This is a genomic window from bacterium (genome assembly GCA_036524115.1).
Lineage (GTDB): Bacteria > JAUVQV01 > JAUVQV01 > JAUVQV01 > DATDCY01 > DATDCY01.
In genome coordinates this window covers 1-13,971 of record DATDCY010000335.1, presented here as the reverse complement: position 1 = coordinate 13,971, position 13,971 = coordinate 1, and the positions used below count along the sequence as shown (strand labels likewise).

Sequence of the window (13,971 nt, the reverse complement as noted above, 5' to 3'; positions counted from 1 at the left end):
GCTCACCGCCACTGCAGCAGGCGCCGCTCGAGGACGCGGATCAGCGCATCCATCGCGAAGCCGACGAGGCCGATGACGAGCATGCCGGCGACGATGAGGTCCGCGCGCTGGATGTCGCGCGCCGTCATGATGAGGTACCCGAGCCCGTACCCGCTCTTGACGCCCGTGAACTCGGCCGCGACGAGCGTCATCCAGCCGACCCCCAGCGCGATGCGCACGCCCGTCATGATCGCGGGCGTCGCCCCGGGCGCGAGGACCTTCAGGAAGAGGTCGCGCCGGGTGGCCCCGAGGAGGATCGCCGCCTCGAGCAGCCCGCGCTCGATCGACAGCACCCCGGAGACGGTGTTGAGCAGGATCGGGAAGAAGGCCCCCAGGAAGATGATGAAGACCGCCGAGAGATCGCCGATGCCGAACCAGAGAATGGCCAGCGGCACCCAGGCCAGCGGCGGGACCGGGCGGACCAGCTCGACGAAAGGCTGGATGAGCGCGCGCAGCCGCGCGGAGCGGCCGGCGAGAAGCCCGAGCGGGATGGCCAGGACGAGGGCGACGCCGACGCCCCCGGCGACGCGGCGCAGGCTGGCGGCGCAGTGGCCGAGCAGGCCGGCGCCGGGCGGCAGGCCGCGGGAGAGCAGCTCGGCGACGCCGGCGAGGACGCTCGAGGGCGGCGGCAGGCGGTTGGCGGGGATGATCCCGGCGGCGCCGAGCCCCTCCCAGAGCGCCGCGACGGCGATAACGGGCAGCAGCTGCAGGAGTCGTCGGTTGTCGCGCGCGCCAGCGCTCACGGAAGGCCTCCGGCGGGCGTGCGGGTCAGGGACGCTGTCCCTTGAGGGACCCCGCCGGATCGAGGTACTCGCGCAGCAGCGCGTCCGGATCGGTCTCCTTGATGTACCCGAGGCGCGCCAGGTAGGACGCGTACTCGAGGATCGGCGCGCGCTCGAGCTCGGTGCGGTAGATGATGTTCCCGAGGGCGGCGCGGACTGTCGTCTCGTCCATGCCGCTGTACTTCACGCCGACGGCGACCGCTTGCGCCGGGTTGGCGAGGATGAACGCGGTCGCGCGCGCGTGCGCCCTGAGGAACGCCTGGACCACGGCAGGGCGCTGCCGCGCGACGTCGCCCTGGAAGGCCACGACGCAGCACGGGTGGTTCGGCCAGATGTCGGCCGAGCGCAGCAGGACGCGGCCCACGCCCTTGGTCACGGCCTTGGTCGCGTGGGGCTCCCAGGCGATGAAGGCGTCGATCTGGCCCGTCTCGAGCGCCCCGATCATCTCCGGCGGCTTGATGACGATGATCTTCACCGCGCCCGGCGCCATCTTCGCGCTCTCCAGGGCGCGGTGGAGGAGGAAGTCCTGGACGCTGGCGAAGCCCGGTATGGCGATGGTCTTGCCCTCGAGGTCCTTGAGGGAGCGCGCGGGGGAGCCGGCCCTGACGACGATCGCGGATCCCTCGGCGTTGGCCAGCGCCTCGGCCTTGACGCTGGCCGCCTTGTTCGCGACCCCCGTGACGCTCGGGGCCATCCCGAGGTAGCCGACGTCCAGCGAGTTGGCCGCGAAGGCGCCCATCTCCTCGGCGCCGGCGTTGAAGATGCCGGCGACCTCGACGTCGAGCCCCTCGTCCCTGAAGTAGCCCTTCTCGAGCGCCACCCAGGCGGCGAGGTGGTGCAGGTCGCTGCGCAGATAGCCCAGCCGGAGCTTCTCCGCAGCGGCGGCGCCGGGGGCGAGCCATGCCCCGAGCACCGCACAACACGACAGGAGAGCGACGATCCTCTTCATGGGTTCTCCTTTCGCGGCCGTTCCCGCACCACCCCAATATACGCCCAGATCAGCCCTTGATCACGACCTTGCTCTTGGTCCCGGCCAGGAGCTTCTTGACGTTCGGGAAGGGGTCCTTCATGTGCGGGATGTGCATCGCCATCATGAACTCCTTCTCGAACTTCGGGTCGGTCGCGATCTCGACGAACTCCACCCACCGGGCGCGCTCGTTGGCCTCGGTGCGCTTGTGGCGGTTGAGCAGCGCCATGCGCGAGCCGTCCCCGGCGGCGTTGCCGACCGCGTAGACCTTGTCGAGGTCGCAGTCCGGGAACATGCCGAGGACCATGGAGGCCTCCTTGTTGATGTGGCTGCCGAAGGCGCCGGCGAGCACGACGCGGTCGAGCTGCTTGATCCCGAGCCGCTGCATCATCAGCTTCGCGCCGGTGTAGAGCGCGCCCTTGGCCAGCTGGAGCGCGCGCACGTCGGCCTGCGTAATCGTGATGTCCGTGCCGATGGAGGTCTCGTCCGACCACGCCAGGACGTACTCCGGCTTGCCCTCGACGTCCTTGCGCACGCGGTTGGTGCCGAGGTCCATCACGAAGCGCCCGGACTTGTCGATGATCCCGGCCTTGAACATCTCGGCGACGACCTCGATGATCCCCGAGCCGCACAGGCCCTTGGCGTTGACCTTCTCGATGTTCGTGTGCCAGTCGGCCTTGCCGATGACCTTGTAGCGCGGCTCGCGCGTCTCCGGGTCGATGTTGACGGTCTCGATCGCGCCCGGGGCGGCCCGCATGCCGAACTTGATCTGCGCCCCCTCGAAGGCCGGTCCCGTGGCGCAGGAGGTCGAGCAGACCTTGTTCCGGTTGCCGAGGAGCAGCTCGCCGTTGGTGCCGATGTCGATGATCAGCACCATCTCGTCCTGGTTGTAGGGCTCCTCGGCGATGAGCACGCCGACGTTGTCGGCGCCGACGAAGCCGGCCTCGATCGGCAGCACGTGGATGTACGAGCCCGGGTTGATCCGCAGCCCGAGGTCGCGCGCCTTGATGTCGAGCGAGTTCTGGACCGCGGGGATGAAGGGCGAGCGGCCGATGTAGGCGGGGTTGAAGCCGAGGAAGATGTGGTGCATCGCCGTGTTGAAGACGATCGTCAGGTCGTCGATGACGTGACCGGGGTGCGGGCCGTCCTTGCGAATCTCCGCGACCGAGCGCTCGATGATCTCGTTGAGGCCCGCGATGATCGCCTGCTGCATCGTCGGGAGCCCCTCGGGGTTGCTCATCGCGTACGTGATGCGGCTCATCACGTCCTCGCCGTAGGGGACCTGCGGGTTCATGATCGACTCGGTCGCCACGACCTTCCCGGTGGACAGGTCGGTCAGGTAGCCGACGCAGGTCGTGGTGCCGATGTCGACCGCGAGGCCGTAGGTGGCGTCGACGAAGCCGGGTTCCATCTTGATGATCTCGCGGTCCATCCAGACGGTCGCCGTGGCGTTCCACTCGCCGCGGCGCAGGACGTCCTGGAGGTCGCGCAGGACCAGGAAGTCGAAGGTGAGGTTCTTGAGCCCGTAGTTCTCCTCCAGCGACTGGAGCACCCGCTCGTAGTCGCCGACGGTCATGTCGTGCAGCGTCGGGGGCGTCAGGGCCACGTTGTACTTCTTGACCGCCGGGTCGAGCGCGATCGAGAGCTCCTTGGCCGCCTTGCGCACGACCTGCTTGCCGGCGCGCGAGCGCTCGGGGACGAAGACCTTCACGTCGCCGTGGATCTCGGCGTTGCAGGCCAGCCGGATGCCCGGCCCGTCCTCGGGCTTGATGTGCTTCTTCTCGGTCGCGGTCACCGGCGAGAGGTGCGCCATGCCGGACTCGATGTTGTCCTTCTCGAAGTAGCCCTCCTCGATCCGGACCTTGCACTTGCCGCAGACCTTCTTGTTGCCGCAGAGCCCCTCGATGTCGACGCCGAGGGCCTGGCCGGCCTCGAGCAGCGTCTTGCCCTCCTCGATCTCGCCGCGGCGGCCCGAGGGCTGAAAGATCACCTTGAACTTCTTGGTCATTCCGTACCTCTCCTTGGACGTTGCATGATTGTGAACAGTGTCCGGGCGCGCTTCGGGGTCCTGTCACTGCGCACCCCCGTCACCGCTTCGCTAGGCGCTCCGCGCTGCCGGGGGCCCCCCGCTCCGCGCCACCCCGCCGCTGTGCCGGAGCGTACCCACGCCGGCGCGCCCGTACGGGCAGACCGTGATGCAGAGCCCGCAGGTGGGCTTGCCCGGCGTCCGGCGCCCGGCCGCCTGGTAGTTGCGGCAGGCGCCGAGGCGCACGAGCTCGGCGAACGGGTTGCTCCGGGACCACTCCGTGCCGGTGATCGCGCCGGAAGGGCAGTGGTCGCGGCAGAGCGTGCAGGCGCCGCAGCGGCTGGCCTCGACCGGCGCGTCGGGCGCCAGCGGCGCGTCCGTGAGCACGGTCGCCAGCGTCAGCCGCGGCCCGTGCTCCGGGCTGATGAGCAGCCCGCTGCGGCCGACCCAGCCGATCCCCGCCGAGGTCGCGGCCATCTTGTGGTTGAATAGCGCGTAGAGCCTCGAGACGAACGTGTCCTTGCGCCGGTCGGAGTCCGGGGGGATGGCGAGCGTGCGCCAGCCCCGCACCTTGAGGTGGCGCACCGCCCGCTTCTGGAGCCGCACGAGGATGCCGAGGGTGTCCTCGGTCAGCCTGCGCGCGACGCCGATCGAGACCGCGCGGTCCAGGTGCGCGATCTGGCCGTCGAGGTGCCCGGCGAGGGCGGCGAACCCGACGACCGCCGCCCCCTGCCCGAGCAGCTCGCCCCGGAGCTCCTCCCGCATGGCGCCGCTACTTCCCCGCCTTCTTGGCCTCGGCCTCGTCCTTGAGCTTCTTGAGCGAGGCCACCATGTTGATGGCGTCCTTGAGCGCGTTGGTCGCGTCCTTGGCGTAGCCGTCGGCGCCGTACTTGTCGGCGACGTCGGCGGAGACCGGCGCGCCGCCGATCATGATCTTGACGTTGGGGTTCTTCTTGTGCAGATCGTCGATGACCTTCTTCATGCCGGTCATCGTCGTGGTCATCATCGCCGAGAGGCAGACGAGGTCGGAGTCCGTGCGCAGCTGCTCCTCGACGAACTTGTCGAGCGGCACGTCGCGGCCCAGGTCGTAGACGGTGAAGCCGGCGACGTCGAACATCATCTTGACGATGTTCTTGCCGATGTCGTGGACGTCGCCTTCGACCGTGCCGATGACGACCGACCCCCTCACGCCGAGGTCCATCTGCTGGACGTGCGGCTTGAGGATGTCGAGGCCGGCATACAGCGCGTCGGCGCACATCAGCAGCTCGGGCACGAAGTACTCCTGGCGCTCGAACATCGCGCCGACCTCGACCATCCCCGCGACCAGCCCGTTGAAGATCGCGTCGTTGGCGTTCATGCCGACGGCGAGCACCTCGTTGGCGGCCTCCTTGGAGGCGTCCTCGTCGTACTGAATGACGGAATTCTTGAGCTTCTCGAGCAACTCGGCCTTCTTTTCTTCAGTCACCATCGCGTCACACCCTCCTCACGTCCGCGCGCGTGCGCGGCCGCGGCTATTTTTTATGGCTCTTGACCTCGTCGAGCATCGCCTTGACGTTCTCCGGCGGCACGGTCGGCCAGATGTCGCAGCCCGGCCAGACGGCGCTCACCCCGTCGTCGATGCACTTGCCCACCGTCGTGCGCACCAGCTCCGGGGTGCCGGCGACGAGCACGTTGTACGGGTCGTAATTGCCGAAGATCAGCGCCTTCGGCCCGAGCTTGGCGCGCGTCTCGGCGACGTCGTTCTTCTGGTCGACCGAGATCGCCCTGGCGCCGCTCTCGACCATGAAGGGCACGATGTCGTTGGTCTTGCCGCAGATGTGCAGCGCGCTCGGCACCGTGATCTCCTTGAAGATCCGCTGGAGATACGGGAGGATCAGGTTCTTGAAGACGCGCGGGCTCAGTACGTCGGAGGTCGCCCCCATCTCGCGCACCGTCAGGTAGTCGACGCCGGCCTTCTGGTAGACCTTCGCCACCTGGATCGCCACCCCCGCGAGCTTGTCGAGGAGCGCGCCGACCTTGTCCGGCTTCTTGAACGAGAGCTTGAGCAGGTCGTTGAGCTCCATGATCTGGCCGGCGAGCGTGAAGGGCCCGAGCACGTACGAGCCCACCGGCGCCTCGTCGCCCAGCTCCTTCTTGAGCAGCCCGATCGCGTCGGCCATCAACGGCACCCGGCCGCGCCCGGCGATGTCCGTCGGGAACGAGACCTCCATCTCGGCCTCGTTGTGGATGAGCTTCTGCTTGATCGTCGGGTAGAGCAGGTCCTCGGAGTGCGCGTAGACGTTGATCTCGCACCCCATGGCCTCGGCCTCGACGCAGAGGTCGAACGGGACCACGCCGCACTCGATGCCGAGGAGCTTGTAGCTCGTCGCCGCCGAGGCAGCCATCATCTTCGCGTCGAGGTGGATCGCCGCGAAGCGGTAGCCGAGGGACTTGAGCCCCTCGGTGGTGACGTTGCCCATGCCGCTGAAGCAGGGGATCCGGTCCACCGCCTCCCCGGCGAAGAGCTTCGCCACGCGCTGCTTTGCCGTCATCTCCTGTGCCATGCCTCCCCCTTCTCGTGTTGGTGCGCGGCGCCCGCCGCGGTCACTTGCGCTTGCCGCCCGCGGCCAGCTTGCCGAGGAACTCGCCGTAGTAGCGGCGGATCGGCAGGTTCTCGTTCTCGGGCACCTGCCCGCTCTCGCTGTAGACGAGCGTGCTCAGCATGATGTGCGCCGCCGCCACCGCCGGGAAGATGCGCGGCGCGGTGACGATCGGGCCGTAGAAGTTGAAATCCGACCAGAGGACGCTCGCCATCCCCTGGACGACGGCGTCCATCGCCTTGAAGCCGTCCAGGCTCCAGAGCGTCTTGGCCTCCTGCCACATGTGCGTGCCGTTGGAGTAGGCGCCGCCGCAGGGCAGGCCGAGGGTCTCCTTGATCAGCTTGTTGGCCAGCAGCGAGAACGACGTCGACGGCAGGTTCATGACCGAGGTGTCGACGATCACCGTCTCGAACTCCCCGGCGCCCTGGTCGAGCAGCTTCTGCAGCGAGGAGAGCCGGCCCGCGGGCGTCTGGTCCTGGTCGTCGAAGGCCTGGACCACGACGTGCTTGATCCCGAGGTCCTTGAGCTTGTTGACCTGTCCGCGGATGTCCTTGTCCCAGGGGGTGATGCTGTTGTAGAGGAACTTGTCCTGCAGGCCGAGCTTCGCGACGTACTCGGTGGCCGCCGCGCGCTTCTCCGCGACCCACATGTCGATGCCGAAGGGCATGGAGGTGGTCTCGCGGAAGAAGTCGATGTAGATCTGCGCCTCCTCCGCGGAGTTGGCGACCATCGCCACCATGCCCGGGATGCCGGTGGAGGCCGAGAGCGCCTCCTGCTGGCGGATCAGCTCCGTGGCCTTGGCGCGGTCGAAGGTGCCCTTGCGGTCCGCGAGGATGCGGTCCTTGTTGTGGAACATCGACGCGATCAGCAGGGGCGGGTTCGCCCCCGGCTGGCCGCCGATCTTCGCGCCGGCGAAGTCGTTGACCTTCTGCTCTTTACCCAGTCGGAACATCGTTCTCGCCTCTCCTCGTCCCCGGGGCAGACCCCGGGCGCCGTCGTGAACGCTGGATCAAGCGCCGGGAGGGCCGGGGCGCCTCGCCCCGCCCTCCCGGCGCGCCCGGGCTCTGTCTAGAAGACGCCGTGGTCGAAGCGCGGCGCCGGCAGATACTCCCACTTCTCGCCCTTGCGGTACTTGGCGGCGATGTCGACGCACTTGAGGGCGTACTCGAAGGCGTACGGGATGCCGGGGCCGCCCGGCACGAAGCCGCCGAGGATCATGCCGACCGCGGCCGCCTCGAAGACCTCGGCGTCCGTGGCGCCGGCGTTGACCGCCGGGATCACGTGGATGATGCAGCGCGGGGAGCAGTAGGCCACGCCGCCGGACATGAACATCAGCTCCTTGTGCTTGCGCGAGAGGGCGCCGTCGCCGAAGATGCTCGCGTAGAAGTCCGCGAACGTCCGGCCGGGCTCCGGGGTCACGGTGTTGATGATCTGGAACATGCGCGGGACGAACCCGCACTGCTTCTTCATGTACTCGTTGACCTGCTCCACCGTCATCTGGGCCATCGCTCTCTCCTTTTGCCTCCCCGGCGCCTCACGCCCCGGTTCGGCCGCTGGTTGTCCTGCCTCCCGTCGCCTTCCCGCCTTGCGACCGTCTTGCCCGCCGCTCCCGCGGCAGCGTCACGCTCACCCCCTCCCGGCTGGAGTCTCGACCTCCGGTGCTAGAGCTTCCCCAGCCCCGGCATTACACCGCGACCAATCGCTGTCCTGCTCCAGGCGCAATCGTCAGCGACCTACAGCTTCCAGCCGAGCGCCACGTCGTGGAACGCCTTGAGGTTCTCGTACGCGATCGTCGGCGGGATGTCGCAGCCCGGCACGAGGATGAAGCCGGGGGCCTTGCCCGCGACCTCGATCACCTCGCGGCAGGCCTGCTCGACGCCCGCGACGTCCTTGTTGAGCAGCACGTGCACCGGGGCGACGTTGCCGCCGAAGCTCATCTTCCCGGACAGCGCCGCCGTGGCCTTGGCCATGTCCACCTTCTGGTCGAAGAAGATCGTGCTCGCGCCGGTCAGCGGGAACAGGTCGAGGCGGTCGCTCGTGTCGCCGCAGATGTGCAGGATCGAATAGGCGCCCTTGCTCCTGGCCCAGTCGGTGAGCTTCTTGAGGCCGGGCACCGCGAAGCGCTCCATCTGCTTCTTGTTGATCAGGTCGCCGGAGGCGGTCGGGTCGGCGATGCTCAGGCACTGGATGCCGTCGCGCACGAGCGGCTCGTAGAGGTGGATGAGCAGGTCCGCGCAGAAGTCCACCATCTTCTCGACGAAGGCCGGCTTCTTGAACGTCGCCTTCATGAAGGTCTCCTCGCCGACGAAGCGCGCCGCCAGCGTGAAGGGACCCCAGCAGGTCATCGTCACGAGGTAGGTGTCGCCGATCTGCTTGTTCACGAGGCGCGTCGCCTCGAGCACCGTCTGGATGACCGGCTCGCGGTCGAGGTCCGTGATGTCGAGCTTGGCGAGGTCCTCCTCGGAGTGCACGAAGTGCGCCGTCATGTCCGGGGCGCCCATCTCGCGGTACTTCATGCCCACGCCGAACTTCTTGCCGAGCGCCGCGGCGTGGAAGTTGTTGTACCCGGAGCCGACGTACACGACGTCGCTGCGGATGCGCGCGGCCTCCGTCACGCACATCTCCGCCATCTTCTTCGGGTCGTTCGCGAGCGCCTCGAAGCTCGTGCCGAAGTCCTTGATCGACCACATCCCGGCGCCGAAGAGGGTCACGGGGACCCGCTCAGCCTTCTCGAGTGCGAACGCCTTGAGGATCCCTTGCTTCGGTGTCAATGCCATGTCTGCGCTCCCTCCTGTCGTCTGGGGGTCTCTCGCGGCAGCCTTCAGGCCGCGACGTGGTGGATCATCTCCTTGATGGCGTCCAGGTCCGCGGGGACCGTGATCAGCTGACGGCCCTCGGCGCCGCAGCAGCCCTCGCCGCCGGTGCAGAGGATCGGCATCCCCGGGGCGATCGCCGCGAGGACGCGCGCGGCCTCCTCGGCCGACATCCCGAACGGCTCCGCGTCCATGATCGTCAGGTCGTAGGAGCCGCCGAGGACCTTCTGCACCGCCAGCGAGGGATGCTCGACCTCCTCGACGGCGTACCCCTCGTCCCGGAGCGTCGCGTAGAGGGACTTGACCAGCAGCGGGTTTGAGGAGCAGAGGAGGATCCTCTTCATGAGGAGTATGTGCTTGCATGGAAGATGCCAAGCGCCATCCCCCGTCCGCGGGCCGGGGGCGGTCGCGTGGCGCTCAGGCCGGCATGGCGACGAAGGCTCCACGGCTCGCGCCACAACCGGCTGTCATGGTTGGATATTTCGGCACGAGGTGCGCGGCGGGTGGCTGGACGTGGGAGTCTCTGAGGCCGATGCGATCGCCACCGCCGACCGCTGGATCCGGGCCGCTGGTGGTGTCCGCCGTGAGGCATAATGCCGCAGCCTGACGGGGCAGTATTCCCCATTGGCTGCGATCCCGACTTCGTCCCTACTTCGGGATTTGTCAGGCTTCCGGCGTCGGCACGAACGGTGCTAGGCTCGGAAGCCGGAATCATGGCTGAAGGAGGACGCATGCGGACCACCGTCGTCTCCGGCATGCTCGGTGCCGGGAAGACCACGTTCATCGGCAACCTGCTGCGCAACGCGCGCGAGCGGGCAGTCGTGCTCGTCAACGACTTCGGCGCGCTCGGCATCGACGGCGAGATCGTGTCGGCCGGTGGCGTCGAGGCCGTCGAACTGCCGAGCGGCTGCGTCTGCTGCACGCTCAAGCTCGACCTGATCACGACGATCCAGCGGGTGCGCGCCGCGTACGACCCGGCGCACCTGCTCATCGAGCCCAGCGGCGTCGCCTCGCCCTCGGGGGTGCTCGAGGCCCTCGAGAGCGCGGAGGTCGGGCCGGCGACGGTCGTGGGGCTCATCGACGCCTCCGAGTTCCTCGAGCTGTACCGCGCCGAGATGTACGGGACGTTCTTCCTCGACCAGGTCGTCAACGCCGACGTGATCCTCGTCAACAAGACCGACCTCGCGGGCGAGGAAGCGACGCGCGAGACGGCGGCGGTGATCGAGGGGCTGAACCCGCGCGCCGTGATCCTGCGGACCGTGTGCGCCGCGCTCGACGCGCCGCTGCCGGATGGAAGGCGCACCGCGGGGGTGGTGCACGCGGGCCACGCACACTTCCGCTTCGAGACGCTCTCGCTGCGCATGGCCCCCGGGACGCCGGTCGAGACAATGCGGGAGCTGTTGCGCGAACTGGCCGCCGGCCGCCATGGGAAGGCGGTGCGCGCCAAGGCGCTGGCCGACACCGACCGCGGGCCCTGGCGCTTCGACCTCTCCTTCAGCCAGGTCGCGGACGAGCCGTGGCCGCACCCGGTCGCGGAGAGCCGCTTGGTGGTGATCGGCGAAGCGCTCGACGCGGCGGCGCTCCAGCGGGCGCTGGGCATCGCGGGTTGACCGCGCGGCGGGAGTGCGCTATCCCCTCGGGGCAGAGATGGTGACGCCTTCCGAATGCCGGGAGTGGGACGTCGTCATCGTCGGCGCCGGGCCCGCGGGGCTTTTCGCGGCTCGCGGCCTGGCGGGGCGGCTCTCCGTGCTCGTCCTCGACGAGCGGCCGCGCACCGGCGGCGCCGGGGCCAACACCGACGGCAAGCTCAACCTCTCGCCGCACATCGGCCTGGACCTGGCGGAGCTTGGCCTGACCGAGGAGGAGGCGCTCGAGCGCATCGGCGCCATCGACGGGGTCTTCCTCGCGAACGGCGCCGACCCGACGCTCTACGGCGTGGACGAGGAGGGCATCCGCGGCTGGCTGGACCGCGTCTCCTGGGTGCGCTCGCGGACGAGGGACGGCCGCTGGGACATCACGCTCGTGCCCGCGCGCCAGCGCCACATGGGGACCGACCTGGCGCACGCGGTCGTGGACGGGATCACGGCGGAACTCGCCGGAGCCGGGGTGACGTTCCAGCTGCGCACGCGGGTCGCGTCGATCGAGCGCGCGCCCGGCGGCGGGTTTCTCGTGCAGACCCAGGGGGGCGCGCGGCACGAGGCGCGCTTCGTGCTGGCCGCCCCGGGACGCTGGGGCGCGCGCTGGTTCCGCGACACCGCCCGCGCGCTCGGCGCCGTGACGCGCTGGGGCGCCATCGACATCGGCTGCCGCGTCGAGGTCGCCGCGCCCGTCTACGACGAGATCACCCGCGTGCTCTACGACCCGAAGTTCCTCTTCGTGACGCCGACGCACGGGGACCGCACGCGCACCTTCTGCACGAACCCCGGCGGGCGCGTGCGCACCGAGGCGCGCGACGGCTGCCGGCTCGTCAACGGCGACGCGCTCAAGATGCGCAAGACCGGGTGCACGAACTTCGCGATCCTCAACACGGTGTCGATGACCGAGCCGCTGCAGGACACCGCCGAGATGGGGCGGCGGGTCATGGAGTTCGCCAACTTCTGGGGCGGCGGCGATTGCCTGGTGGTGCAGCGCTGGGGCGACCTGGTGGCGGGGCGGCGCTCGAAGCGCGAAACGTTCTTTTCCGGCGAGCGCGGCTACGACAAGATGACGCCGACGCTGCCGCCGGGGCCGGGGGTGACGCCGGGAGACCTCTCGTTCGCGTACCCGGGGCGCATCGTGGACAACCTGCGTGAGAGCCTGCTGCTGCTCTCGCGCGTGATCCCCGGCGTCGCGCACCCCTCGACGACGATCTACGTGCCGGAGATCAAGTTCTACGACACCAAGTACGGGACGGACCGCTGGCTCGAGACGAACGTCCCCGGCCTGTTCGTCGCCGGGGATGGCGTGGGCAAGTCGCGCGGCATCGTCGGCGCGGCGCTCAACGGCGGGCTCGCCGCCGAGGGGATCCTGCGAAGGGCGGCCGGCGGAGAAACTACAATCAGGGATGTCAGCCCGTAACGTGCCCATGACGAGACGGGCTTAGCGACTGGGGCAACCGTGAAGGGGATTGTTGGGTCCCCTTCACGGCGCCCTCGTGACGTCGTCGCCTGGGCGACAAGAGGCGCATGAAGACTCCGAGGAGCGAAACGTCCCGGCCCGACCTCGGGGAACGGTTGACACCCGCATCGAGTCACCGTGTCGCCGAGTCAAAGGGAAACAGGCCGCGAATTGGCCAACCGAGGGGACTCGTCCGATCAATGTTCATCTTCCTAAGTCTGCTGCTTATTTCAGCATATGCTCCAATGCTCAAGAACAAGTTCGTCAGTTTTGACGACAATACTTACATTACAGAAAATCCCGCCCTGGCCGCCGGAGTGAGTGCATCCGGTTTGCGCTGGGCGTTCACGACCTTCTACGCCGGGAACTGGCACCCCTTGACCTGGATCAGCCACGAAATAGATGTGTCGCTGTTCGGAATGAATCCAACCGGACACCACTTGGTCAACTTGGGACTCCACCTGGCGAATACACTGTTGTTGTTCGCGTTACTGCACGCCGCAACGGGTGTCGTGCTGCCTAGCGCTCTGGTTGCGGCGCTCCTTGCAGTTCATCCGCTGCACGTAGAGTCGGTCGCGTGGGCGAGTGAGCGAAAAGACGTTCTAGCGGCACTATTCTGCCTTCTGAGCATGCGTAGTTACCTCTCTTGGCTGAGAACCAACCGTTCATCGAGACTGTACTCGAGTCTGGCTGCCTTCATTGCCGGCACCATGGCGAAGCCAATGATCGTAACGCTCCCCCTCTTGTTGTTGGTCTTGGACTATTGGCCTCTTGGAAGGGTGCCTCGGGGAACGTCGTCCTGTCGGCGAGCGGGCACCCTCAAGCTTCTTGTTGAGAAGATCCCCTTCTTGGCGGTGGCAGGGGCATCGAGCGCAGTCACTGTAATCGCTCAAAGCCGTGGTGAGATGATGTATTCTCTCCCATTGTCGTGGCGTCTTTCGAATGCCGTGAATTCCGTGCCCAGTTATCTCGCAAAGACGATGTGGCCGCATGACCTGACCGCCTTCTACCCGCACCCCGAGGGGACACTTGATCTGACCACGGTCTTGAGCGCGGCGGTCGTTCTGTCAATCGTATCTGGGGTAGTCGTTGTCCTGATGGTACGGCGGCCTTGGCTATTCACGGGATGGGTGTGGTTCCTGACATGCTTAGCACCCGTTCTTGGCATCATTCAGGTCGGGAACCAGGGTTACGCTGATCGCTATGCCTACCTGGCTTTGGCTGGCACTTCTTTGATAATCGCCTGGGAAGTACAGGCCGTTGCCAGCCATCGAGCAGTCCGTGTGGCGGCAGGCGCTGCGGCACTGACGAGCGTGTTGGTCTTCGCGCCTCTCACTCGCCAGCAAGTTGGCTATTGGAGGGACGATGCGACATTCTTTACCCATATGATGGCGGCGACGCAGGGGAACTGGATCGCCGTCAACGGAGTCGGACTGGTGCTTGCTCAGCAACGAGACTATGAGAAGGCGGCGAAGTACTTTGAGGAGTCCGTCAATATCCGTCCTGACTTCTGGATGGGGTGGGCCAATCTCGGCAATGCGCTTGTCGGCATGAAACGGCCCGAAGGCGTTGCCGCACTCGAGCGGGCCATCAGCATCAAGCCTGACTATGTGCCTCCGTATACTTCGCTTGCTTGGTACTACCTTGGTGTTGGAGACCTCCGAGGCGC

Annotated in this window: 13 protein-coding genes; 3 read left to right on the top strand and 10 right to left on the bottom strand. The window is 67.7% G+C overall.

The features are described from left to right. Positions 1 to 2 precede the first annotated feature (2 nt). The 10 genes from VI078_16470 to VI078_16425 form a co-directional block, all read right to left on the bottom strand. Positions 3 to 782 (bottom strand): ABC transporter permease, encoded by a 780-nt coding sequence (locus VI078_16470; protein ID HEY6000883.1) that lies wholly within the window; start codon positions 780 to 782, stop codon positions 3 to 5. A 25-nt stretch (positions 783 to 807) separates the two neighbouring features. Further along, positions 808 to 1,770, bottom strand: a complete 963-nt coding sequence (locus VI078_16465) for an ABC transporter substrate-binding protein (protein HEY6000882.1) — start codon at positions 1,768 to 1,770, stop codon at positions 808 to 810. Positions 1,771 to 1,819: 49 nt separating this feature from the next. After that, the gene (locus tag VI078_16460) at positions 1,820 to 3,796 is read right to left on the bottom strand and encodes an ASKHA domain-containing protein (GenBank protein HEY6000881.1); all 1,977 of its coding nucleotides are present in this window, start codon (positions 3,794 to 3,796) and stop codon (positions 1,820 to 1,822) included. Positions 3,797 to 3,886: 90 nt separating this feature from the next. Beyond that, on the bottom strand, positions 3,887 to 4,579 hold the full coding sequence (locus VI078_16455) for a 4Fe-4S double cluster binding domain-containing protein (GenBank protein HEY6000880.1): 693 nt from the start codon (positions 4,577 to 4,579) through the stop codon (positions 3,887 to 3,889). Between the two features lie 7 nt (positions 4,580 to 4,586). Further along, positions 4,587 to 5,282, bottom strand: a complete 696-nt coding sequence (locus VI078_16450; protein ID HEY6000879.1) for a cobalamin-dependent protein — start codon at positions 5,280 to 5,282, stop codon at positions 4,587 to 4,589. Positions 5,283 to 5,325: 43 nt separating this feature from the next. Further along, entirely contained in the window at positions 5,326 to 6,357 is a 1,032-nt protein-coding gene (locus VI078_16445; protein ID HEY6000878.1) for an MtaA/CmuA family methyltransferase, read from the bottom strand. A gap of 40 nt (positions 6,358 to 6,397) precedes the next feature. Beyond that, entirely contained in the window at positions 6,398 to 7,345 is a 948-nt protein-coding gene (locus VI078_16440; protein HEY6000877.1) for a tetrahydromethanopterin S-methyltransferase subunit H, read from the bottom strand. Positions 7,346 to 7,461: 116 nt separating this feature from the next. Beyond that, complete coding sequence (locus VI078_16435) at positions 7,462 to 7,899, bottom strand: carboxymuconolactone decarboxylase family protein (GenBank protein HEY6000876.1); 438 nt, start codon at positions 7,897 to 7,899, stop codon at positions 7,462 to 7,464. Positions 7,900 to 8,126: 227 nt separating this feature from the next. After that, positions 8,127 to 9,170: a uroporphyrinogen decarboxylase family protein gene (locus tag VI078_16430; GenBank protein ID HEY6000875.1), complete on the bottom strand. Its 1,044-nt coding sequence runs from the start codon at positions 9,168 to 9,170 to the stop codon at positions 8,127 to 8,129. Positions 9,171 to 9,214: 44 nt separating this feature from the next. After that, positions 9,215 to 9,550, bottom strand: coding sequence for a hypothetical protein (locus VI078_16425; protein HEY6000874.1), 336 nt, complete (start codon positions 9,548 to 9,550; stop codon positions 9,215 to 9,217). A gap of 387 nt (positions 9,551 to 9,937) precedes the next feature. On the opposite strand from VI078_16425, the gene VI078_16420 reads away from it, so the two are divergent. The 3 genes from VI078_16420 to VI078_16410 all read left to right on the top strand — a co-directional run. Next, positions 9,938 to 10,816, top strand: coding sequence for a GTP-binding protein (locus VI078_16420; GenBank protein ID HEY6000873.1), 879 nt, complete (start codon positions 9,938 to 9,940; stop codon positions 10,814 to 10,816). Between the two features lie 37 nt (positions 10,817 to 10,853). After that, the gene (locus VI078_16415; protein HEY6000872.1) at positions 10,854 to 12,263 is read left to right on the top strand and encodes an FAD-dependent oxidoreductase; all 1,410 of its coding nucleotides are present in this window, start codon (positions 10,854 to 10,856) and stop codon (positions 12,261 to 12,263) included. A gap of 284 nt (positions 12,264 to 12,547) precedes the next feature. Further along, a partial coding sequence (locus VI078_16410) for a hypothetical protein (protein ID HEY6000871.1) occupies positions 12,548 to 13,971 on the top strand: 1,424 nt, incomplete at its 3' end.